Source organism: Candidatus Leptovillus gracilis (assembly GCA_016716065.1).
Lineage (GTDB): Bacteria > Chloroflexota > Anaerolineae > Promineifilales > Promineifilaceae > Leptovillus > Leptovillus gracilis.
In genome coordinates this window covers 93,408-114,956 of the sequence record JADJXA010000003.1, presented here as the reverse complement: position 1 = coordinate 114,956, position 21,549 = coordinate 93,408, and the positions used below count along the sequence as shown (strand labels likewise).

22 protein-coding genes are annotated in these 21,549 nt (G+C 62.5%); 12 read left to right on the top strand and 10 right to left on the bottom strand.

The features are described 5' to 3' along the window. Positions 1–193: 193 nt before the first annotated feature. From radC to IPM39_09325, 3 genes are all read left to right on the top strand, one after another. Entirely contained in the window at positions 194–922 is a 729-nt protein-coding gene (gene radC / locus IPM39_09335) for a DNA repair protein RadC (protein MBK8986269.1), read from the top strand. Positions 923–1,021: 99 nt separating this feature from the next. Then, entirely contained in the window at positions 1,022–1,597 is a 576-nt protein-coding gene (locus tag IPM39_09330; GenBank protein MBK8986268.1) for a hypothetical protein, read from the top strand. Positions 1,598–1,649: 52 nt separating this feature from the next. Next, the gene (locus IPM39_09325) at positions 1,650–3,338 is read left to right on the top strand and encodes a hypothetical protein (protein MBK8986267.1); all 1,689 of its coding nucleotides are present in this window, start codon (positions 1,650–1,652) and stop codon (positions 3,336–3,338) included. Positions 3,339–3,605: 267 nt separating this feature from the next. Here the strand turns inward: IPM39_09325 and IPM39_09320 are convergent, their stop codons facing one another. From IPM39_09320 to IPM39_09300, 5 genes are all read right to left on the bottom strand, one after another. Further along, positions 3,606–5,879 (bottom strand): hypothetical protein, encoded by a 2,274-nt coding sequence (locus IPM39_09320; protein MBK8986266.1) that lies wholly within the window; start codon positions 5,877–5,879, stop codon positions 3,606–3,608. A gap of 63 nt (positions 5,880–5,942) precedes the next feature. Then, complete coding sequence (locus IPM39_09315) at positions 5,943–6,203, bottom strand: hypothetical protein (protein MBK8986265.1); 261 nt, start codon at positions 6,201–6,203, stop codon at positions 5,943–5,945. Positions 6,204–7,799: 1,596 nt separating this feature from the next. Beyond that, positions 7,800–8,330 (bottom strand): hypothetical protein, encoded by a 531-nt coding sequence (locus IPM39_09310; protein ID MBK8986264.1) that lies wholly within the window; start codon positions 8,328–8,330, stop codon positions 7,800–7,802. Positions 8,331–8,396: 66 nt separating this feature from the next. Then, positions 8,397–8,858, bottom strand: coding sequence for a hypothetical protein (locus IPM39_09305; protein MBK8986263.1), 462 nt, complete (start codon positions 8,856–8,858; stop codon positions 8,397–8,399). A gap of 135 nt (positions 8,859–8,993) precedes the next feature. Then, positions 8,994–9,386: a DUF1801 domain-containing protein gene (locus IPM39_09300; GenBank protein ID MBK8986262.1), complete on the bottom strand. Its 393-nt coding sequence runs from the start codon at positions 9,384–9,386 to the stop codon at positions 8,994–8,996. Between the two features lie 586 nt (positions 9,387–9,972). On the opposite strand from IPM39_09300, the gene IPM39_09295 reads away from it, so the two are divergent. Genes IPM39_09295 through IPM39_09275 form a run of 5 tightly spaced genes read left to right on the top strand, consistent with a single transcriptional unit; the run spans position 9,973 to position 14,608 of the window. Beyond that, a complete protein-coding gene (locus tag IPM39_09295) occupies positions 9,973–11,427 on the top strand; it encodes a sigma-70 family RNA polymerase sigma factor (GenBank protein ID MBK8986261.1) in 1,455 nt (484 codons plus the stop codon). After that, positions 11,427–12,374, top strand: coding sequence for a DUF4367 domain-containing protein (locus IPM39_09290; protein MBK8986260.1), 948 nt, complete (start codon positions 11,427–11,429; stop codon positions 12,372–12,374). The genes IPM39_09295 and IPM39_09290 overlap by 1 nt, the downstream gene beginning before the upstream one ends. A 59-nt stretch (positions 12,375–12,433) precedes the next feature. Further along, positions 12,434–13,213, top strand: a complete 780-nt coding sequence (locus IPM39_09285) for a hypothetical protein (protein ID MBK8986259.1) — start codon at positions 12,434–12,436, stop codon at positions 13,211–13,213. Further along, positions 13,210–13,596, top strand: coding sequence for a hypothetical protein (locus tag IPM39_09280; protein MBK8986258.1), 387 nt, complete (start codon positions 13,210–13,212; stop codon positions 13,594–13,596). Before IPM39_09285 ends, IPM39_09280 begins: the two co-directional genes overlap by 4 nt. A 46-nt stretch (positions 13,597–13,642) precedes the next feature. Next, positions 13,643–14,608, top strand: coding sequence for a hypothetical protein (locus tag IPM39_09275; protein MBK8986257.1), 966 nt, complete (start codon positions 13,643–13,645; stop codon positions 14,606–14,608). A 184-nt stretch (positions 14,609–14,792) separates the two neighbouring features. Here IPM39_09275 and IPM39_09270 read toward each other — a convergent pair whose 3' ends face one another. The 4 genes from IPM39_09270 to IPM39_09255 form a co-directional block, all read right to left on the bottom strand. Beyond that, a complete protein-coding gene (locus IPM39_09270) occupies positions 14,793–15,770 on the bottom strand; it encodes an aminoglycoside phosphotransferase family protein (protein MBK8986256.1) in 978 nt (325 codons plus the stop codon). Positions 15,771–15,801: 31 nt separating this feature from the next. Next, positions 15,802–16,680, bottom strand: coding sequence for a transglutaminase domain-containing protein (locus IPM39_09265; protein ID MBK8986255.1), 879 nt, complete (start codon positions 16,678–16,680; stop codon positions 15,802–15,804). Between the two features lie 258 nt (positions 16,681–16,938). Continuing rightward, positions 16,939–17,718 carry an AAC(3) family N-acetyltransferase gene (locus IPM39_09260; GenBank protein MBK8986254.1) on the bottom strand — a complete coding sequence of 260 codons (780 nt, stop codon included), beginning with the start codon at positions 17,716–17,718 and terminating at the stop codon, positions 16,939–16,941. A gap of 142 nt (positions 17,719–17,860) precedes the next feature. After that, the gene (locus IPM39_09255) at positions 17,861–18,697 is read right to left on the bottom strand and encodes an SAM-dependent methyltransferase (GenBank protein ID MBK8986253.1); all 837 of its coding nucleotides are present in this window, start codon (positions 18,695–18,697) and stop codon (positions 17,861–17,863) included. Between the two features lie 437 nt (positions 18,698–19,134). Between IPM39_09255 and IPM39_09250 the strand changes: the two genes are divergently transcribed. The 4 genes from IPM39_09250 to IPM39_09235 all read left to right on the top strand — a co-directional run bounded on the left by IPM39_09250 (position 19,135) and on the right by IPM39_09235 (position 20,508). After that, the gene (locus IPM39_09250) at positions 19,135–19,545 is read left to right on the top strand and encodes a hypothetical protein (protein MBK8986252.1); all 411 of its coding nucleotides are present in this window, start codon (positions 19,135–19,137) and stop codon (positions 19,543–19,545) included. Positions 19,546–19,562: 17 nt separating this feature from the next. Continuing rightward, positions 19,563–19,769 carry a hypothetical protein gene (locus IPM39_09245; GenBank protein MBK8986251.1) on the top strand — a complete coding sequence of 69 codons (207 nt, stop codon included), beginning with the start codon at positions 19,563–19,565 and terminating at the stop codon, positions 19,767–19,769. A 97-nt stretch (positions 19,770–19,866) separates the two neighbouring features. Next, positions 19,867–20,100, top strand: coding sequence for a hypothetical protein (locus IPM39_09240; protein MBK8986250.1), 234 nt, complete (start codon positions 19,867–19,869; stop codon positions 20,098–20,100). Between the two features lie 6 nt (positions 20,101–20,106). Then, positions 20,107–20,508, top strand: coding sequence for a hypothetical protein (locus IPM39_09235; protein MBK8986249.1), 402 nt, complete (start codon positions 20,107–20,109; stop codon positions 20,506–20,508). A 12-nt stretch (positions 20,509–20,520) separates the two neighbouring features. On the opposite strand, the gene IPM39_09230 is transcribed toward IPM39_09235, so the two are convergent. Continuing rightward, the gene (locus IPM39_09230) at positions 20,521–21,390 is read right to left on the bottom strand and encodes a hypothetical protein (GenBank protein ID MBK8986248.1); all 870 of its coding nucleotides are present in this window, start codon (positions 21,388–21,390) and stop codon (positions 20,521–20,523) included. Between the last annotated feature and the right edge of the window lie 159 nt (positions 21,391–21,549).

Genomic DNA, 21,549 nt, shown 5'->3' with positions numbered 1-21,549 from the left:
GTTTATATCCCGCCGGTGCGGACGTCGACGGCTGCTACCTATTATACAACGATTTGACAGGTAATGTCACAACTTGTCCGAAAATCTCATGGACGGCTGGCAATTCTGGTGGAAGAACAGCAAACAAAAAGAAGGAAAGGGTGAGGAAGAGGTGGAGCCTTTTGCTTACCCCTTTTTCAAGGAAAAGGATCTCATGACCACACAACTATCTCTTGGTTATCTGCCACGGCCGTTGACGGCCGTCTCCCGTCGGCGTGTTTGCGATTTACCGGCCGAGGAGCGACCGCTCTACCGCTTGCAGCAGCATGGCAGCGACGCTCTGGCGACCACCGAGTTATTGGCCCTGGTCTTAGGTATGGGTGAGGCTCCCGGCATTGCCGCCGACCTGTTGGCCCGCTTCGGCACGCTGCACAAACTGGCGCGGGCCAGCAAGGCGCAGCTCATGCAAATCCGGGGCATCGGCGAGGCGCAGGCGGCGCGGTTGGTGGCCGTGTTGGAACTGAGCCGCCGCCTGCAAGCGCCGTCGGCCGACGAGAAGCCGCGTGTCTCCAGCCCGGCAGAGGCGGCGGCGGTATTGGCTCCGCGACTGGCCCATCTGGACCAGGAAGAGATGCACGTCATCCTGTTGGACACACGGAATCGGGTGTTAGGCATCCAGGCTGTCTACAAAGGGAGCCTGAACAGCAGCGTGGTACGGGTGGGCGAAATCTTCCGGGCAGCCATCGAAGCGCCGGCGGCGGCCGTCATTGTCGCCCACAACCATCCTTCAGGCGACCCCACGCCCTCGCCGGAAGACGTTAACGTCACCCGCCAGTTGGTCAAGGCGGGCAAGCTGCTAGACATAGAAGTGCTGGACCACGTAGTCATCGGCCAGGGCGGGCAGTTCGTGAGTTTAAAAGAGCGTGGGCCAGCGTTTGATTAGTTGAGTAGTCGAGTAGGCATAGAGTTACTCGGTGGTGTACCTGGCGGCATCACTACCCGACTACGAGACGACAGGACTACCAGACTACCAGGAGGAACCATGATTCACAGACAAGATTTCATGCGACATAGGGCCGGGGTCATCATCGCCATTCTGGTGGTGGGATTGGTGGCCTTTGAGACGTTTAACTTCGACACCACCCGCTTTGCCCTTAATCAGCTGATGGCCGGGCAGCGGTTCTGGGGGTTGGAATGGGCGTTGGTGCTGGCGCTGGCCTTTGGCAGCATAGACTTCGCCGGGCTGGCGCGCATCCTGACGCCGGCCGCGACCTGGGAAGATGAGCCGCGCGAAGTGTGGCTGCTGACCGGGGCGTGGTTGTTGGGGGCGACGATGAACGCGGTAATGACCTGGTACGCGATGGTTGTCCTCATTGCGCCGCGCCGCGCACAAGTGGGCGTGGGGATTGTGGGGCAAACGGCCGTCATGGACGCCGCCCCCATCTTCATTGCCGTGATGGTGTGGCTGACCCGTGTCCTGCTCATCGGCAGCCTGGCGTTGGCATTGGAGCGGGCGGCGGAAGCTGCCCCGGCGCGGCCCAAACGGTCTGCGCCGCAGAATGCGCCGCTGCGCGAAAACGGCCGGGCTGTCGTCTCGGCAAATGGCCGGGATGGCTGACCAGGACAACCAGCCACGCCAACCACGACCGACTCAGATAATGGAGGAACCCATGAACAGCGTGACAACCCCCTCTCCCCCACCCGCGACGGCGACGGGGGAAATCTACCTGACAGTCCACGGCGAGGCCCGCGCCTACCCGCGCACCAAAGAAGGCAAACGGCAGGCGATTCTGGACGGTCTGGCCGCCATCCCCACCCTCACCGTGGACGGGGCGGTTTATCTGCCCGACGCGGCTGCCTTGCAGGTGGTGGCGTCAGCGCTGTACCCGGATGGCATCCAGACGACCGAAGCGTACCAGGTGGTGGCCCAAACGACGGCCAAGGCGTGCGCCCACATCGGTTTCGGTGAGGCCGTCGAGTTGACGCCGCCGGCCGTGCCCTTTGCGGCGCGGGGCAGCTACCGGCGGCAGTACCCGCCGCTGGACGAGGAAAAGGTGCGGCAGCAGTTACGGCTGGTGCCGACCCGGAGCGACCGACCGCAGCAGGCGCTAGCGTGCCTGACGGTCTGGACGCAGAGCGGTTGGGAGCGTTACGGCCGTCGCTGGCCGGAGCTAAACGCTGGGCAGCAGGCAGTCATCCAGACCCAGGTGGATGAGATAGCGGCGCATGAGGGCTGGCAGAAGGAAGGCGCCGGCGACGACAGCCGCTACGTGCGCCCCTTGCCACTCGATGAAGCCGGGGCGCACCGCCGCCTCGACGACTACCTGCGCAAGGAAAACGGCCGTCCGGTTGCCGCTCGCAGCGTCCACTACCAGGCCTGCCTGGGGGCGTATGGCCGGGGCTTCTACATCCAGGAACTCCCCCCGGCGCTGGCCGACCTGGTGGCGGCGACGCTGGCCGGGCATGGCTATCATCCGGTCGCCACCGGAGACGAATACCGCCCCGCGCCGCTGGAACTGGTAGATGGGGTGACGCTGGCTGAAAAACTGGCCGCCCTGACGCCGGTAACGACTGAATTCGGCCCGGCGCTCTTGCTGGGTGATGTGCTGACGGCTGTTCTGCGTCAGGCACGGTCGGTCGGTGAGTGGCAGACGAAGCAGTTACTGGCCGAAGGCCCGCTCCAGCCGGCGCTGCGGCAGATGGGCTACCAGACGACCCTGACCTGGCTGCAACCTTATCACTTCCGGCCCAAACAGGAGGGACAGGCGGCCCAACAGGTCATCTTAAAAGAGGTGCGCGTCCAAAACGACGCCGGCCGTAAGCTCTCATTGGCCAAAGGTTTTGCCGTCCTGACCCCAGCCATCGCCGTGGACGACCAGGACGACACGTTGGTCTACCTGGAGATGGTAGGGGTCAAAGAGGCGGTGAAGGCCAACTGGGCGGCGCTGGTCGGTGGGGGCAAGGTTCACTGGCTGGGGCGCAAGCGGGTGGCGCTGGACGGGATGAAGGCGCACGTGAAGGTGCAGACGACGCTGTCCTGCGGCTGGCAGCACGCGGCGCTCATCCACAAACAGGCCAGCTTGCAGGCGATGAACCCGGAATGGCCGTTTTACTTGCTCGACGACGGCCGTCAATCTATCCCGCCGCTGTTCTACGCCATGCTCAACAAGGCGCTGGCCCTGCCGCTGCTGCCGGAGTGGGCGGTGTACTTGTGGACGAACGGCCGTGCGGAGAAGCTCATCACCCTGCTCGACGAAGGCGAGGGACAGGGCTACGCCGCCTGGCGGGTGCTGCCCGCGCCGGAGAACTGGCAGGTGGTGGTACAGGGTGGGCTGGCGGAAGGGGAGATTGGCTTTTAACAGTCTCTCCTTGCTATAGTGATTTACGCCCAATTTGCTGCGTCAGATGTACGGAAGTGGGTGGAAGCAGATGATGGTCTGGTCATTTATCTCCCCAGAGTTATTGCCTGGAACGAGGAAATGTGACATTTGTCAATCCGAGTGTATGGTATCGGAGTTACAGAGATGTTGGTGTAAAAGCTGATTTTACTTGCTATTAGGCGCTGCCAGCGCGGAGCGGTGTCATAGGATGAGGTAGACAAGATTGGCAGCCGGGGAAATGGGTTTCTAACAGCCTCCACGCCCCAGCGGCAGCCGGCTCTGCCGCCAACCGCCGGCCAACCCCTCGGCCAGCAGCCCCGACGACACCCCCCAGGGCTGCAAGACCGTCTGCACCGCCCGCAGCGTCAACACCTCATAGCGGGCCACGTCCACCCGTGCCGGGTCCAACGGCCGTGGCAGCCCCCAGGCATACACATCCGGCTTACCCCGCGTCAGAATAAACTGAATTCGCTGCCCCGGATACCGTTCCTTGCCCACTGCCTGCAACTGCGTCGCCGCCCGCGCTGCCGGCGACGGCGTCGTGTACTCGGCGGGCGGCCGGCTGAGACGTTGGGCCAGCAGCAGGTCGGCCGGGTCCACCTGCCCCCGGCGCAGCGCCTGCAAACGGCCGTCCACCAACGCCAGCAAGTCGGCGCGGCAGTCATGCCAGACGGCCGTGTCCGTATCCATCACCCGCCGCGCCAGGTAGGCCAGCACCGCCGCCTGCGCCCCGACGACAAAGGGCGGCGTGTCGTGCCGCCGCAGTTCGATGCCTCGCGCCTTCACCGCGCCATCTTCAAAGACGCCGAAGTAACGATTGGGCACTGGCACGCGGGCATCCTGTCTGGAAGGTAGGAAAGCAATCCAGCGGTAGAAACCCTCCAGAGCGATGGGCAGCCCGGTCGCCGCTTCGATGGCGTCCAGCAGCGGCTGGGCGGCGGCAGCCGTCTTTACCCCCCGGCGCTGCACCCAGAGGCCATCCACGTAGAGGTGGAGTACCTGGTAGCCCAGCGCTTCGGCCGTCTCCTTGGCCCGCAGCAGCGCCTCGCGGCTGTAAGCGGTGATGGCCTCATGGGTCTCGATGCGGCCGAAACGCGCCCGCTTGTACCCGGCATAGCCGAAGGCGACCACCAGCAGCCACTTCAAGGCCGCCGCCCTCGCCTGCAGCGCCGGGCGGCGGCAGTCCCGGCGCGTCAACTCCGCCAGTTGCCGCTTAATGGTCAGCCGCTTCTGCAGCAGCGGGGTCAGCGTCTCCGGCAGCAGGCCGGGGTGGGATTGGTCAATGGACAGCCCCAGTTCGGGCACGGTGGCCACCGGGCCATCCCCCTGCCCGACCGTCTCCGGCGAGACGTTGAAGCGGGCGATGATAGAGGGGTACATGGAGATAAAGTCAATCTCCAGCACGTCAGCGTGCAGCCCGACCTGCGGCTGAAAGACCAGCCCGCCCCGGTCGGCGCGCAGCAGGGCGCGGACGCTTTTGTAGCGTTCCGCCTGCTGTTTGGTCACCGGGACCAGCACGCCGCGGCGCACGGCGGTCAACATCTGCATAGCGGTGATGCCGGCGCCGGGGCTGCGGCGGGCCACCGCTTGCAGCGGCAATCCGGTGACGGCCGTCTGCTCCAGCACGCCGTCCAGGCCGTACTCGGCGAACAGGGGAGCATTCTCGATGTCAATATGCCAGCGGCCAAAGAGGCAGGTCTGCTCGCCGCGGTAGAGGACCATGCCATAGGTGAAGGTGCTGCCGCCCGGTTTTACCTGCCAGGCGCGGGCCGGGTCGCGGCTGGGGTGGAAGGAGATGCCGCTGGCGGCCGCCCAGCGGCGCAGCGTCGGGAAGAGCCAGGTATCGCCCCACCGGCTGAGGATGAGGTCAGGGTCACGGTGCCGCAGTTGGGCTTGCAAGCCGATGAGCAGCAGCCGGGGGTTGTCCAGCGGATAGCGCGCCGTCTGCTCGCCAAAACCAACGAGGAGTTGCCGGGGTTCAACCAGAGAGGGGTCGCAGTCGGGAGTCAGGGTGAGGATGCGCAGCGGGGGAAGCGGCCGTTCGACCGCCCAGCGGTCGGTCAGTGGGGTAACAGCCAGGATAGTGTCTTGCTCATCTACGACCACCCGGCCGGGCAACGTCGGAAACCAGTCGCAGCGGGCAGCGTACTGCACCGAGACGGGCAAGTCGGCGTCGAAGTAGTCCAGGTCGGGAAAGGCCTGCTGCACCTGGCGGAAGAAGGCGGGCTGCACGGCCGTATCCACCGTCATCGCCAGCACGTCTACCGGCCCGGTGAAGAGGTCTTGCCGCTGCTGGCGCGACAGGCGCACGGCGGTTTTCTGCCGCTGGGCGCACTGCCACAGCGCCCGCAGGCGGGGGAAGGGGCCGGCGGCATAGAAGGTGGTGGTGAAAGGCTGGCGCAACTGGCGGCAACGGCTTCGGCCTTGTTCTGGGCCAGCCTCGTCCAACAGCCAGAGCGTGAGGCCGCTTTCAGGGTGGGCGTAAACATCCAACAGCCAGCCTTGATAGTCACGGTTCATGGGCGGAAGCTAGAGCTAGAGCGAGAGCTAGAGTAAGAGTAAGAGGAAGAGCGGGAAAACACGTCACGCTTCCGCCTCTTCCTCTTCTTCCTCTCGCTCTAGCTCTATCCTCTCGCTCTCCAGCTGTTCGATGCGGCGCTGTTGCTCCAGGAGCATCGCCAGGAGGATGGCCTCGAAGGGCAGGGCGTGGTCGGCCAGGCTGATGGCCGCCGTGTGCTGTCGCGCCGCGGCGAAGAGGGTGTCCAGCCGGGCCTGGTCGGGCGGCCGCAGCGCCCGGCGGAAGTTGCGGAAGTGCGGCCAACGAAAAAAAAAAACCCCCCCCACGACAAAAAAAAACCCCCCCGGGGCCCCCCGGGACCCCCCCCCCCCCCCCCCGGGGGGGGGGCACAACCCCCGGCAAAGAAGGCCGGGAAAAGACAAAGACGCCCCCCCCGGGCGGGGGGGAAAAGGGAAAAAAAAGAGGAAGGGGGGGGGCCAAACCCGGGCGGCGCCCCCCCCCAACCCCCACCAGGGGGCCCCCCGGGCCCCCCCCCCGCGGGGGGGGGGGAGCCCCCCCCCCCCCCAGCCCGGGGGGCCGCCCCCCCCCCCCCCGCGCCGGGGGGCGGGGGGGGGGCGGCCCCCCCCCCGGGAAAAAAAGGCGGCCCCCCCCCCCGGGGCGGGAGAACCCGCCGGGGGCGACGCGGGGAGGGCCCCCCCCCCCCCCCGGGGGGGCCCCCCGGCCCCCCCCCCCCCGACCCCCCGCCCCCCGGCCCGCCCCCCCCCCCGGAAAAGGGGCCCGGGGGGGGGAGGGGGGGGGGCGGCCCGGGGAAAGCGCGGGGGGGGCGCCCCGACGGGGAAACACGGGCCCAAACAAAAACCCCCCCCCCCACCCCCCCCCCCCCCCCCCCCCCCCCCCCCCCGGGGGGGGGGGGGGGGGGCCCCCCCCGGGGCCGGCCGGGGCCCGCCGGGCCCCCCCCCCGGGGGCCCGGCCCCGAGCCGGCACCCCCCCCCCAAAACAAAAAGGGGGCGGGGGCCCCCCCCCCAACCCCCCCCCCGGGGGGGGGAGGGAGGGGGGACCCGCCGCCCCCCCGCGGGGCCCCCCCCCCCCCCCCCCCCCCCGGCCCCCCCCCCCCCGCGGGCGGCCGGGGGGGGGCCGGCGGGGGGGGGGGGGGAAGGAAACCCCCCCGGGCAGACGGGGGGCCCCCCGGGCCCCCCCCCCCCCCCCCCCCCCCCCCCCCCCCCCGGGGGGGGCGGCGGGAGCCCCGCGCCCCGACCAAAAAACAAGACCCAGCACCGGGGGGGGGGGGGGGGGGGGGGGGGGGGGGGGGGGCAGAGCCCCCCCCCCCCCCCCCCCCACCCCCCCCCCGCCCCCCCCCGCCCCCGCCCCCGCCCCCCCCCCCCCCCGCCCCCCCCCCCCCCCCCCCCCGGCCCGGGGGGGGGGGGGGGCGGGGGGGGGGGGGGGGGGGGGCCACGGGGCGCCCCCGGGGGCCCCCCCCCCCCCCCCCCCCCGGGGCCCGGGGGCCCGGCGCCCCCCCCCCCCCCCCCCCCCCCGGCCCCCGCGCGCCCCCGGGGGGGCCCCCCCCCCCCCCCCCCCCCCCCCCGGCCCCCCCCCCCCCCGGCCCCCCCCGGGGGGGGGGGGCCCCCCCCCCGCGGACACCCCCCCCCCCCCCCCCCCCCTCGCCCCCCGGGGACCCCGGGCCCCCCCCCCCCCCCCCGGGGGGGGGGGGGCGCCCCCCCCCCCCCGCCCCCGGGAAGTGGGCGATTTCATTGAGGATGGTCTGATTGGTCGTGGCCAGTGTGCGGCCCATTGTCCCTCCCTTGAAAATGGGAGCGCGGACGTCCCGTCCGCCCCGGCAGGCGAGACGCCTGCGCTCCCAGGCTTTCATTCATGGCCGTGCGCCGACTCACGAAACCACCAAGAATTCGGATTATTCACTCTCTTCACTCCGCACGCAACAGCCAAGGTTGCTGCATGGCAGGGGGCAGAGCGTAGCGGTAGACCTGGTCGGCGGCGGCCTGGACGATAGGCGTCAGGTCGGCGGTAGACGGTGGCGGTGGGCGCAGCGTGACCAGTACCGGGACCTGCGCTCGACAGCGGCGCAGGTGGGTGACGGCTATGCGCGTCAGGCGGATACGCTCCGGCAGAGACACTGCGTCATCGTAGAAGGTGGTTAGCAGGTCGAGGCAGACCAGGGGCATGTCGCCGATGGTTTGTTCCAGGAGGGTGATGGTCTGGTAGCAAGTGAACGGCCGTGCCAGATGAATGCGGGCCAGAGTCTCGTCCAGGCGGGTGGTGTGTCGCCGCACCAGGCGCGCCATATGTTGGGCGTCAAAGCGGTTGCCGCCAACCAACACGCGCACGGGGCCGCTGAGGGCCAGCCGGGCGACGAGTTCCAGAATCGCATCCTGGTGGGGCCAGCCGATGACGGCCGTCAGTCCCTGTTCATGGGGTGGCAGAGGCGGGTAGTCCATACAGCCGCAGCATAGCGACCGGGGCAGAGCGATTCAATCGCCCTGGGTGATGATATGGGGGTGATGTCAGGGAGTAACCCCATGGGGTGAGCCGGTAGGGATGGCGGTATTGTCCGACGCCGACCGGCCATCTAGCCAATCGCTAAAATCCAGGCCGGCGAGTTCCCGCCGCAGCGCTTCTTTGCTGTTCAGGCCGAATTTGTCCAGAATATGGCGGATGTGGGTCTTGACCGTGTTGGGGGAGAGAACCAGGCGTTGCGCGATTTCCGCATTGGTCAAGCCCAGCCAAATGAGACCGGCGACCTCTTTTTCCCGGTCGGTGAGGTGTTGCCAGGTAGCCAGGGCGGCGTTTGCTTCGCGGCGTTCGGCCAGAGCAAAATGCAGCAGGTCGTTGACGACAGCGCCTACGGGCAGATTCTCTTGGGCGGCGATTTGGGCAACGGCCGTCAGCAGTTCCGGCCGGATGTGAACCAGAGGGAGCAGGCGGCCATGCTGCCGCCAGGGGAGGAAGTCGCGTAGGTCGGGCATTATCAGAAGGGCTGGGCGAACACGCAGATTAGCACATGTGTTCGCTTATGCCCAGGAGATTCTAACACAGCCCGGATTACCGCCTGTGAAGAAGGCGTGAAGAATAGGACTTGGGTACTAGTGGAGACGGTTGGATTATCGAGTGGTGGGGCCGTGCGCGGCGCGGCGCTCGGCCAGCGCGGCGGCCACCAGAGCCGACACAGCCGGTTGTTCTATCGCTGCCAGAGAGTGGACTTTGACATGACGCAGCCGCTTACCACTCCCTTCCAGCACCCCCTGGGGGTCTGGCAGGGCGACGCCGTGATAAAAGCCAAGATTCACCCATTGCTTTTGTGGCATGATGTAGCAATATGCTTCGCTCATTTTCTTCGGGCCGAGGCCATAGGAAGCCGCGTTATCGCCCAGACGGATTACTTCAATCGTCTGGGGGTGTAACGTGATGATTATCTCGCGCAGGCGATAAGCTATCTGCGCCAGCGTTGGGTCTACGGAATGTAGCAGTTCGTCAAAGGAACCAAATTGAGCCATTTGTACCTCCTGGCGCAACGTGTAAATACAGCGACGACCGCTTTCGGCAACAGACAGACGGCCGTTACCTGTCAGGCGGACAAAGTTGCCAATCGCTCGTCAACAAACAGAACACTCATTCATGATAACAACGCTATCTGTCGTTGACAACTGAGCAGTGGAACCGGCGCTAACGCGCCCGATGGGGCGACCTCCATCCCCTAAAGAAGACAGGATAATTCCACCCACAGCCCTTCTCTTCCTACTCTATCTCTATCTCTCCCCTCTCGCTCTCGCTCTGTGTAGGTTGACAAAGTTATTGAATAAGCCTCTCGTGAAGATTAGGCGACTTTGACAAAGTTAGTGAATAGGTTTTGCCAGAGTTACTGCATAAAACCTCCTGTTTTGACAAAGTTAGTGAATGGACCCTCTCCAGGCCAGATTCCTCAGATGAGCCTTCCACCAGAGAAAATCTCTATGCCGGAGCATTCAGCCAGAGGATTTATTCAATAACTCTGTCAATTATTCAACAACTTTGTCACTCTATTCAATTACTTTGTCAACCCACACTAGCTCCCACTCTAGCTCTCGCTAAAAGGAAACAACCATGACCCGACTCGCCAATATCGAAAAAGCGGGGTACTTCCCCCTGCCCCCGACTGTTACGTCCCTCATCGCCAGCCACATCACCGCCCCGCACGGTGGCCGTCTGCTGGACCCGTGCGCCGGTGAAGGCGCAGCGCTGGTCACCCTGGCCGAGGCCTGGGCCTGGAAACCTTACGGCGTCGAGCTGCACGAAGACCGGGCGAAAATAGCCCAGGGAAGAATTGCGGATTTCGGATTTCGGATTGCGGATGGGGGACAGATTCCGCAATCCGCAATCCGAAATCCTTCGACAGGCTCAGGACAGGTTCCGAAATTCCTTCTCCACGACAGTTACCTGAGCCTGAAAAGCCCCCGCAGCGGCTACAACCTGCTCTATCTCAACCCGCCCTATCTGCGGGATGATGAGGAACAGAGGATGGACGGGTCCAACGGCCGTGCCGAATACCAGTTCCTCTGGCGTACACGGCCGTACTTGCAGCCGGGCGGTCTGCTGGTTTACGTCGTGCCGCGCCACATCCTGCGCAGCCGCAAGCTGGCCGACTACCTGACCGCCTACTTCCAACACGTGCAGGTCTACCGCTTCCCCGACGGCGAGTATGAGCGCTTCCGCCAGATTGTCCTCTTTGGCGTCCACCGCCAGCGCCCCATCGCGCCGGAGATGGCCGATGCTCTGGCCGAAGCGCGGCAGGTGGGGATGACGATGCTGCCGCCCTGCGGGGTTGTAATTATGGGCTTATTATCCAAGTTGGAGATTGGGTTGGGTACTGAAGCGGCTCCTAGGTGTGGACAAGTTTACCGCGAACGCCATGACCAATTACCCAAAGCCTCGTCATATTCCTGCGAGTTAGCCGTATATATTCATATAGAATGGACAAATGAAGTGGAAACGATTCAGATGGGCGAGATGATCTTGAATAAAAAGCTAGAAGCAGAATTAATCCAACGTTCGCAAAATGATATACGGGCTTTTACTGACTTATATGAACATTATTTTCCCCGCGTTTACAAATATGTTTACTATCGAGTAGGGGAGCGTACAGTAACTGAAGATATCGTGTCAACTATCTTTTTGAAAGTGGTAGAGCGGATCAGCAGCTATCGAGAAAAACACGGCGAATTTAGCCCCTGGCTCTTTCGCATTGCCCATAACGTCGTCGTAGACTACTACCGGGATAAGGCACGGTCAGAAGGGCCATTAGAAGAGATCCCCCTGGAAGCAACAAATACGCGGTTCACTGAGCAACAAGTACTTGAACAACTGAGCAGTGAAGAATTATTGGCGAAAATCGCTTGCCTTGCAGATCGCGAAAGGGAAATCATTGGTTTGAAATTCGGTGCAGGGCTGGGCAATGGCGAGATTGCGGATCTTCTAAAGCTATCAGATAACCATGTAGCTGTTATTCTTTATCGAGCCATGAAAAAGCTGAGGCAAGAAACACCAGAGGAAGGTGACTGATGAATGATTTTGAACAAAAAGCAATAGAGTTTTCAGAAGAAGTAGATGCTTTGCTTGCGGGCAAGCACCTGGACGGGAGCGAGGACCTAAGTCATGACGATGCTCTAGTACTCTTGGCTAATCGTTTACACACGCTTGAGTTCCCTAACAGCGAACCGTTGAAACTTCAACTTCACCGTCAGTTGTGGCAGCAGCTAGAGGCAAGACAAGAACCTCATACTCGACGGTGGTCGCTGGCACAGCTATTGATACCAGGTCGTCGGTTGACGGTACGGGCAGGAATAGCAATCATTGTGCTGTTGGGTTTGCTACTTATCCTGCCAACGGGTCGTTCCGCATTAGCGTCTGTGCAAGAATTCCTTCGCCAGCTACGATGGGAGAACACTACTGCCAGTCAAGTGGTGCAAGAGAGCCAGCCGGAAAACCTCGATGAGTTGAAAGCGCAATTCGAGCGCGAGTTAGCCGAGGGGAGAGCATGGTCTTATAGCTTTGAGGGTCACAATCTTGGTGGTTGCTGCGCTGACGGCGTACGAAATGAAATCGTTTCACTAGAACAAGCCTTTACAGAAGCCGGTTACTCCATGATGCTGCCAGGTTACGTGCCGAACGGCTATTCAATGACTGAGATCAGGCTTATGGGACTTCCACCCTATGCAATTTTCGTCATTTACGAAGGGCCGACTGGCCGTATTGGACTCTACCAATCAAAGGGAGGGTATACTGCTCAAGACGTAAACGAATATACCGCCGAGGTTGACGCCCAAGCATCTGCAGTTGATACGGAAGGATCAATGGAAGAAGTGTTAGTTGGAGACATGACGGTTGCTTTGATAGATGGAACCTCAGTCGTGTGGGAAGTAAACGGTATTAGCCTTCATTTAATTGGATCGGGGATTGATACGGAGACGCTTTTACAGATCGCAGAGTCATTGAAACCTTCAAATTAATATCGCACATCCTTTGCCAGCAGACCGACACGCTGGACATCCAACCGGAGTGGAAAGAAATGCTGGCCGCGGCCGGGCTGAAGGCGGCCATCTTGCGCGCCGCGCCCAACAAGCGGGAGGGCTGGATAGAGCAGCAGGTGCAGGCGGGGGTGGACGTGGTTATCTCCCATCCGCGCAAGGTGGAGACGGGACTCGACCTGCTGGACTTCCCGACCATCATCTGGATGGCGATTGACTACTCTGTCTACACCGTGCTGCAAGCCAGCCGCCGTTCGTGGCGCATCGGGCAGACGCGGCCGGTGAAGGTCTACTACTTCGCCTACGAAGAGAGTATCCAGGAGGATGCGCTGCGGCTGGTGGCGGCCAAGGTGGCCGCCGCACTGCGGGTCAACGGCGACACGATTGGCGACGACGGGTTGGCCGACCTGGACGAGATGGCGTCGGGTGACCTGGTGGCGACGCTGGCGAAAATCGTCGTTGGGCAGGCGCAAATCGAGGCGCGCAGCTTGCAACAGGCGTTTGCCGAGGCGAATGCCAGTCTGCGGGCGGCGAATCGGGTGATTGGTGATTACCCAGAGCTAGAGCGAGAGGAAGAGGGGAGAATGGAGATAGAAGGGGAGTGGACGGTGGAGCGGGTGGCGTTACGGCCGCTGCCGGTGTTGGTGGGCGAGGGTAATGGGCATGGTGGCGTGCGGCAGCCGGGGTTGTTTGGCAATGGGGCGGTGAAGGCCAATGGTCACCCGCTATCGGCAGCCAGCGACCAGCCACCGGCGACCAACGGCCAGCCTCCCGTGCCCCGTCCGCGGTTGCTCATCAGCCAGTTGGGGGCACGGCCGTGAGCGGCGCTGCCCGCTGTGACTTCCGTTACCTGGCTTTGCTTTCTACACCCGATGAATTATGGCGGCTCACTCTGGCCGAACTGCGGGGACAAACGGCCGTTGTCACCTTCAACACCTGGTTAGCCAGCAGCCGCATCGTGGCGACGGGCTGCACGCCCTCGTTCTGGGTGGTCGCTGTGCGTAACGAGTACGCCTGCGACTGGCTGAGCCATCGTTTCTATCCGACGGCGGCGCGGACAGCAACGGCCGTGGCCGCCCGGCCGGTCACCCTCTGTTTCATCCCGCGCTATTTGACCCTACCAACCGATTTACCCTATCCGCCGTTACCACTCCAGACAGGCGGTGGTTGCTCCGAAAGGCATAACCACCGCCAACGGCCGTAATAATCCGCAATCCGAAATCCGCAATCCGCAATTCCAGGAGGTTTCCATGAACAATCCCTTACCAGAGCCATCTGTTCCCATGCGCGTGCGCATTGCCAGCCATGTGACCCAGTCCCGATTCTTGCACGTTGAGGACAGTCTGCAACTAGGCAAGGTTCGTCTGTACGGCGGCAGCTATCGGCGCAGTGCGGGCGCCAGCGCATTAACGGCGCACTTTCTAGATATCGCCGATGCGCGCGTCGTGTTTGACGCGCTGGCGCGAGGCGAAGAAGGCTTCGCCTACAAAGAGTACAAAGGCACGCCGGGCAAGAATGGGCAGCCGCCGGTCAGCCGGGTGCTGTCGGTAGCCGTCAAGGGGGAGAACGTCTATATCGAACTGAAGAGCGGCCCCGGCAAGCTGACGCCGACGGGGGCGGTGATGCCGGCCGGGTCGGCGCAGGTCGAAGTGAACGTGGCTTTCAAGCGGCACGAAGCGCGGCGACTGGCGGCGACCGCGCTGGCCTATCTGCACGCCTGGGATGTGGTGCGGCTGATGGCGCAGCGGCCGGTCATGGGCAAGATACGGCCGTATGAGTTGGTTCCCACCGAAGGAGTGCGGAATGTGGAACGCGGAGTGCGGAGTGAAGAGGGGGTGCAGAATGGGGGAGATTCTTCTATTCCGCATTCCGCACTCGCCACTCCGCACTCGCTTCGGTCGGTGACGCGCAAGGGGGTGGCGCGACCGGGAAACGGACACAGCCGGACGACGACAGCGGCCGTCTCTCTGCCAAAGGGCAATGGCGCGACGATGCCCGCGATGGCGACGGCCGTTGTTGAGCCAGCCCATGCAACACCGCCGCCGGAAGAGAGTGAAGAAGGCCAACGGCCGTCGTTGGTATACGGTGATGGGCAGCCGGTGAAGGCGGAGAATGTCACTGAAGTGCAGACTTTCGAGCGTTTTGTGGCCGAAAGGCAGTCGCCGCCGGCATCGCGGGCGGCGTTGTTGGATTATTACCGGCAGGCGGCGGGGTGAGGGAGTGGACGGCCGTTTGGGTGCTACTGCCGAAGATGGACATGGGGGAGATTGTAACGGCCGTTGGCCGGTGAAGGCGAATGACGCCGATGGGGTGCTGGTCGCTTGATTATTGGGGTTTTCGAGTTGATGAACCGGGTTCAATCTGGCAGATTGAACCCGGTTTGCTTTTGGTGTGGTTTCTTTAAATTTGTGTTCCCTGAAGCTGCGCCCAGTCGCGGTTGAACTGCTCGATTACCCAGGGGATGTGATCAGCGCCGCCAAAGCGCACCTTGTCCTCGATGAGCATGATGAGCCAGAGGTAGAGGCGGTAGAGGGTGTGGCGGGTCTGGCTGTCCGGGTCTGTGCGGGGTGAACGGCCGTAACCCTGCCAGAAGGGATCATCCGCCGGGCGGAACATTACCTGATCAATGTCGGGGTCACCCCAAAGGGCGCGTTCCCAGTCTATGAGGCCGGTAATGGCCCAACGGCCGTTTGTCTGCTGGACAAATATATTGCCTTCCCACAAATCCCAATGCACCAGCCGGGGCGTCTTCACCTCATCCAGCAGGGGCAACAGATGGGCCAGGGTCGTGCGCACGGCCGTCCCGTCCACCGGCAGCGTCACCGCCAGCGCCTCGCCATCGTCCAACAGCGCCGTTGTCATGCGCTCAAACGCGCCCCGCCAGGTAGAAGCCGAGAGCGCGGCGCAATCATAGCCAAAATGGGAGCCGGTGACGGTGTGCAGCCGCGCCACGTAATGCCCCAACTCCTGATAGATGCCGGCCAGTTCAGCCGGTGGAATGTCGCTTTTGGCCTGGTCTAACGGCCGTCCGGCCAGCCGGGCCACAAACATATAATCCTGGTCTAGCACCTGCCGGCTGAAATCGTAGGCCAGCAAGGGCGCAATGGGGACGTCGGCCTGAGCCTGAACAAACTGCATCACGGCAATTTCGCGCCGCATCAGATCGCGCTCATAGGTGAGGACGGGTTGTTGGGGATGGGGGGCAATGCGCAGCACCACGTCGGGCAGGGCGCTGCCTAGTTCGAGGGCGTAGGCGGTGTTGAACCAACCATCTTTGAGTGGGATGATGGCCTGGGGGGTAACGGCCGTGCCAAATTGCGCCCGCACCAGGTCATGAATGGTGGCGGCATCGAACTCGGTTTTGGTAAAGCTTTTCACGTCTGCTCCTGAGCCAGCTATTCGGTAGGAGTTAAAGCGTTATGAGCTGGGGATGACCGTTTACATAACTTATGATGGTAGGCGGCACACGTAAACGGCCGTCACGCTCATACAATTCCCGCATCCTTTCCCAATCCGGCACATCCTCACTAGTCAGATTCGCCACGTCATCCAGGAAGCGGTTGTCATCGGCGGTCAATGTCTCATCTTCTCCCTCAGTAATGCCCCAACCGTCCCAGGGCAGCAGTTCCATTTTGTTCAGTGCCGCCACGTCACGAACCAGGTTGCCGCGCACAAACCACAGGCCGTGCATGTCAAAGATACCAAACGCATCCGGATCTGCTTCTCCGCTGCGGCATAGCTGCCACGCCCGACCCCCGACGATGAATTGGTCACGCGGTACGTCCAGCGGATCAAAAGCGATGGACAGCTTTTCGCATTGCAGGTCGTCCAATTGCGCGTCCACTAGCACCCAACGCCCGGCTGCTTCATGCCAATATTCACATACCCAATGGTCTTCGTAATGGTTGGGCAAGAAATAACGGCCGAAACCGCAGCGAGCGCGGGCCGGGATGTGGTGGTGACGCAGAACGGCCGTTAACATCACGCTAAAATCGCGGCAGTTACCCACTACCCGCCTGTCCGGTGGGCGCACTTCGGTGAGCGGTCGCGCATCCAGCGCCAACAGACGCTTTAGCCGGGCAGTTGTGGTACGCAGTTGCACTTCTTCCCGGCGCTCTTCGGGAAGCTGAACGCCGTATTGGTCAGCCCAAAAAACATGAATCATCACCCCCTGGATCAGCCGGCAAAGTTCGGCCACAGTACGAGGTGTATCATCAAGATAGCTTTGGTAATCGCCGACTATGGTCATAAGACCGGGCAAGGCATAATAGTCTTGTGAATTTTCCATTGTTACGCTTCCTTTTTTGGGCACTCCGGGTAGAAGTAAACGCTGCCGCCCAGAGAGACCTCTTTTTGAATCAGGGCGCCGCAACTGGCAGTTCAGGTGGTGAAAGTCATGGTCACTAATTATACCCTGCTGCCGGTTGAAAGGGTCAACGAGGTGCTAGAGGCAGATACAGCTGGTGGGAATATGTCACCGCGCAGCCGCCAGCCAGGGCCACGTTCACTTCACCACAGGCGGCGGAGGAAACGGCCGTTGCCGCACTTAAATCCGGCGTGAAGGTAATAGACTCGCCCGCGCCTCATCGCACTCTTCGTCTACGCCCGGCGGGTGCAAAAAGATTGTTTCATTCTGGCGTAACTGCGCCATAACCACGGCGACAACATCCCGCGCGCGCATCAGACGCGCCGCCGCGTGGCCCACCTGCCCCCGGCGCTGGAGGCCATGTGAATCGAGCCAACCATCGGCCAGGGCGAAGTTTTCGCAGCAGTGGTCTATCTCGCCGTACTCGACGCGCACGACGCGCTCGCCTTCCCGGATGAGGACGTGCTTGGGCAGCCGGTAGCGCATGCCGGCCAGGAATTCGGCCAGGTGGATGGTCGTATTTTCGGAGTGGCCGACGCCGAGCAGCAGCACCTGTCCGTCTTGTTCATAGACACGACCGACCGGGCTGTCCAGCCCATGCGGCACAGTCACCGGATGGGGCGCGGTGATGTCCGGGGCGTACGGCCCCACCGCGGCAAAGGCATGTGGGCTGTCGCTGCGCAGTACGTCTGGCAGTTGCCAGAAGGTGTGGGCCACGATGCCCATATCCAGACAGGGGGTGGTCTGTGGGTCGAAGGGGATGTCTTCATCGTCGGTCATGCTGGGCATGACCAGCGTGCCGGTTGCGCCGAGGGCCGCGCGCAAGGCGGCGATCAGGCCGATCGGCCCATTGGCGACCGGCTTCACGCGGGAAAACGCGCCATGCACCAGCAGGACGCCGCCCGGCGTTACGCCGATGTCGAGGAGTTGCTCTACCAGTTGGTTGGAGGAAACTATCATGGTCAACCTTTAATTTAGCAGGCATTCCCGGAAATCGAACTACTTGAAGCGACTTGCCGGCCCCATACCTTCTTGGGGCACGGGTAGGTTTATGACGTTTGGAGGTGGCGCACCGGAATAGGTGGCGTATTGTTGGAGCAGCTTACGCTGCCCTCCTCGCGGTGACGTACCAGTTATGCGGCACACCGGGCATCGTGGTTGGCAAAATGGGAAAAGGCCAACGGCCGTAATGCGCATCATCAGCTCCGGCCTGCGTCAGAGTGGCTTGCCAGCCGTGCGCGGCCAGAAAGGCCACCGGATCATCCATGACGCCAATCCAGGGAGCGCCAGAACTGGCCTGCATTTCAATCCATTTTCGCGTGATTGGTGAGGTCAACATGGCGCTGTTAATAATGTCAAATCCCAGCCAGCTTCCCGGTGCGGCCAGGCTCGTCACGGCATCCAGTATTTGGGTGATGGTTTCATTGGCGAGATAAAAGAGAAAGCCCTCCAACAGCCAGACCGCCGGCGCATTTGCGTCGAAACCCGCACCGATGAGCGCTTCTTGCCAGGGCAGGGCCAGATCCGCGCCAATGACGTGCCGCTCACACTGTGGCTGCCCGCCGGTAGAATTGAGAATTTGCCCCTTTTCCTCTAAAACCGAAGGTTGATCTAACTCAAAGACTCTGGTTCCTTCCGGCCAGTTCAGCCGAAAGGCGCGTGTATCCAGTCCCGCCGCCAATAAAACGACTTGCTGAATGCCTTCCTGCGTTGTGATGCGTTGCAGAAAATCGTCGAAATAGCGGGTTCGGATGACGATTGGAATGACGCTGTCGTCCGAGCGCTGATCAATCCACGCTGCGCCCGCCAGCCCTGCCAGAGCCGCGGCCCAGGGATCATGGAACAAACGGCCGTCACGCATACTTTCTCGCGCCCGCACACTGGCCGTCCAGCGGGCAGTTGCTCCCAGTGATTGATTTGAAATAGTTGCTCCCATCATGACCCAAACCTCCCATCCTTTTACTATTTGTTGGCGCTGATTGACTGACAACTCTTTTTCAGGAGCGTTTTCAAAAACAAAAACCAGGTTAACTTTCTCAGTTCATCAAAAAAAGGAAGGTAACTATGAAAAATGCTCCCAATTTGTACGATACCTTGACTCATATCTTTGGTCAACCGATCAACCAGGGCGATTGCATACCCGCCAAATTCAGATGTCTCAGATAGCCTCGCCAGGGGGTAAACGCCCCGGCTAGACAACAACGCCGGTTGAAACCGGCTCCGGCTCCCACCGCCAACGCTCCGTTTACGGGGTGTTGTTTGGTAGCCTGATGCTTTAGCATCAGGCGGAACGGGCCGCAAAGTTGAGTATGCAATCGCCCTACGAATTCTACCCTTTGTGGCGATAAAACTCACGGATTGAGGGACAATAGCGGGATGAATTACCATGTCACCCAGGCGGGACGGCCGTTTGCCCGCACCAATCGCCAAACCATCGAGCAGCGAGCCGACATTCTGCGCGAGTTGGGTTACAGGCAGCCGGCCATCGCCGAGATTTGCTGCGGCGACTGTCGGCGGCAGCAGCAAATCTACCAGGAACAGTTACAGACCGCGCGCTATTGTGGCCTGGACCTCAGCCCAGAGGTGGTGGCGCTGAACCGGGCGAACGGCGTGGCTTGCCTGGCCGGGGATGCGCTGGATACGGCCGTGATGCGCCAGTTTCTGGACTTTGACGTCATCTTCTTTGGCCCGCCCTCTCAGCCCAATGTGATGGACATTCCCGGCTGTCTTTCCGCGCCGTCACGCCGGGTTATGCGCCTTTTGTCCGCCTGCTGCTGCAAGAGCTGAACTATGGCGGGTTATTGGTGCTTGGCCCGAACAGCACCAACATGGGCGAGATTCGCTGGCTGTACCAGCAGGCGCGGCATGAGCGAGCCGATATAGGGCTGCGCCTGATTCACTACAGCTGCGCCACACTGACCGGGAATGACGAGGCGACGGAACGGCGGTTGAAATACGTGGAACTGTGGTTGGGCGGCGGGCTGCCGGATGTGTGGCAGGTGCGCCGTTGAGCCAACGATGCCGTCACTGTTGTTGCCGGACGGGGGAGGGGAATCAGACCAGTCGAGCGCGATGATCTGGGTTGTTGACGCCACAAAGGAGGAATGAATGGCCTTGTTGACCAATGATCTGAGCGGCGGCGGCTATCTGGCCGTCGAACTGACGATAGACAAACGCTTACAGCCCATCACGCCTTTTGCGCGCGGGCCGGTTGTCTCCTGGGATATGCCAGACGAGTTACACGCGGAACTGGTCGCCCTGAGTGAAGAATTGGCGGCGGAACTGGCGGAAGAAGAGTCAGATTGGCCGCCTGATGGGAAAGATTGGCCGCCGATAGACTAGGCCAAAGTGGGCTGGCTGGTTTGCACGATTCAGTTTGTGGTCGGCACGGCCGTCATTTACCGGCAGAGTCTGCTGGTGCAATACACGACCTTCTGGGACTGGTATCACTCCCTCGACACGCTGGTAAAAACAGAACACTCTGAAGAGTGCCATCTGTACAGCGGCGGCGAAAGCCCGGAGTTGCGCCTGCACCTGATCCGCAGCTACTTTGATCCGGCGGAATGGGGCGAGAATCCAATGGCGACAAACGGCTACAGCTATGAGCTGCAAACCTCTGTAGACCCAGGCATTGCCGCCGGAGAGTTGTCGGTGAGCGGTGAAGGGCCGGGGATGTTTTTCTATCCCACTCAGGCCAGCGTATTGGCGTTTGCGCGCCAGTTGCTGGCCGAAGCCGACGCGGCTGGTTAACGACGAACGGTTTTATGCAGTCCGGCCAGGGTTGAACAGCGTGTGCAGCCAGACCAGCGCCTCTGGGTAGTGGTCGGCGTCCAGTACAAACTCCTGGCCGCGTCCCACCGTATCCAGTTGTACCGCGCCATCCAATAACTGCCAGCGGTCGGAACGGCCGTGATAGCTGAGCGCCGACGGCCGATTCGCCGGATGGAACCAGGCGGGCAGCCGCCACCGGCTGCGATGCTCGCTGGCTGGGTCAGTGAGGCGCAAGCCTTCGTGGAAGCGGGGGAACAGGCCGCCGCCGGGCAGGTTCACGCCGGGCAGGTCCAGGGTCTCACGAGCGATGTAGAGGGCGTCGGGGTTGAGTGGTTGGCGGCGCTGGCAGTGGGGATGATCGGCGGCCCAGGGCGGAATGTCGGCGGCGGCCGTCAGGGGGATGCGCCGCTCAACTTGCAGCCAGCCAAACAAAACGTGCCAGTCGGAAGCGTTGGGGATGTAGCGGAAACGGCCGTCCACCACCGCTACTTGACGGAACCAGCCAAAAAAGAGAAAGATGTCGCCTGGCCCAACGCCCAGCCGTTGTAAATGGCTTTCGGCGGCGCCTGATTGTCCGAAGACCGCCCGCCAGCCGGATTGGCGTGGCGCAGATGCGGCGTCCAGGTCGGGGTCTAAATGCAGCGGCGTCGTGGGCGTGATGCGGCCATTGGTCAGGTCGGTAACCAGTTGGCCCAGAGAGACGTCGCCAGCTTGAACCTGATGGTAGAAGCGACATTCTTGCTGTCGTTCGGGGCGGCCGTCAGGAATGGGCAGGGAACAAAGCTGCCCCGAAGGCAGGATGGGGCTGGGAACCTTGCCGGTGGCGGCATCGAAGCCTTTGCGACTGAGGATGAGTTTCACGGCGGGGAGTCTCCTTTGTTAAGCCGTATCTTACCTCAGAGACGGCCGTCTTGTCATCTGCCAACGACTTGCCCGCCCGCCCACCATACGGCTGACATTGGCCGTGACCGGCCACCGGACCAGCATCCTTTCTTCCACCCTCCAGACGGTAGGCGCTAA

What these genes read in the sequence shown, in the direction of transcription:
- radC (MBK8986269.1), top strand. Translation starts at nt 194, where the DNA reads ATGACCACACAACTATCTCTTGGTTATCTGCCACGGCCGTTGACGGCC.
- IPM39_09330 (MBK8986268.1), top strand. Translation starts at nt 1,022, where the DNA reads ATGATTCACAGACAAGATTTCATGCGACATAGGGCCGGGGTCATCATC.
- IPM39_09325 (MBK8986267.1), top strand. Translation starts at nt 1,650, where the DNA reads ATGAACAGCGTGACAACCCCCTCTCCCCCACCCGCGACGGCGACGGGG.
- IPM39_09320 (MBK8986266.1), bottom strand. Translation starts at nt 5,879, where the DNA reads ATGAACCGTGACTATCAAGGCTGGCTGTTGGATGTTTACGCCCACCCT.
- IPM39_09310 (MBK8986264.1), bottom strand. Translation starts at nt 8,330, where the DNA reads ATGGACTACCCGCCTCTGCCACCCCATGAACAGGGACTGACGGCCGTC.
- IPM39_09305 (MBK8986263.1), bottom strand. Translation starts at nt 8,858, where the DNA reads ATGCCCGACCTACGCGACTTCCTCCCCTGGCGGCAGCATGGCCGCCTG.
- IPM39_09300 (MBK8986262.1), bottom strand. Translation starts at nt 9,386, where the DNA reads ATGGCTCAATTTGGTTCCTTTGACGAACTGCTACATTCCGTAGACCCA.
- IPM39_09295 (MBK8986261.1), top strand. Translation starts at nt 9,973, where the DNA reads ATGACCCGACTCGCCAATATCGAAAAAGCGGGGTACTTCCCCCTGCCC.
- IPM39_09290 (MBK8986260.1), top strand. Translation starts at nt 11,427, where the DNA reads ATGAATGATTTTGAACAAAAAGCAATAGAGTTTTCAGAAGAAGTAGAT.
- IPM39_09285 (MBK8986259.1), top strand. Translation starts at nt 12,434, where the DNA reads ATGCTGGCCGCGGCCGGGCTGAAGGCGGCCATCTTGCGCGCCGCGCCC.
- IPM39_09275 (MBK8986257.1), top strand. Translation starts at nt 13,643, where the DNA reads ATGAACAATCCCTTACCAGAGCCATCTGTTCCCATGCGCGTGCGCATT.
- IPM39_09265 (MBK8986255.1), bottom strand. Translation starts at nt 16,680, where the DNA reads ATGGAAAATTCACAAGACTATTATGCCTTGCCCGGTCTTATGACCATA.
- IPM39_09260 (MBK8986254.1), bottom strand. Translation starts at nt 17,718, where the DNA reads ATGATAGTTTCCTCCAACCAACTGGTAGAGCAACTCCTCGACATCGGC.
- IPM39_09255 (MBK8986253.1), bottom strand. Translation starts at nt 18,697, where the DNA reads ATGATGGGAGCAACTATTTCAAATCAATCACTGGGAGCAACTGCCCGC.
- IPM39_09250 (MBK8986252.1), top strand. Translation starts at nt 19,135, where the DNA reads ATGAATTACCATGTCACCCAGGCGGGACGGCCGTTTGCCCGCACCAAT.
- IPM39_09240 (MBK8986250.1), top strand. Translation starts at nt 19,867, where the DNA reads ATGGCCTTGTTGACCAATGATCTGAGCGGCGGCGGCTATCTGGCCGTC.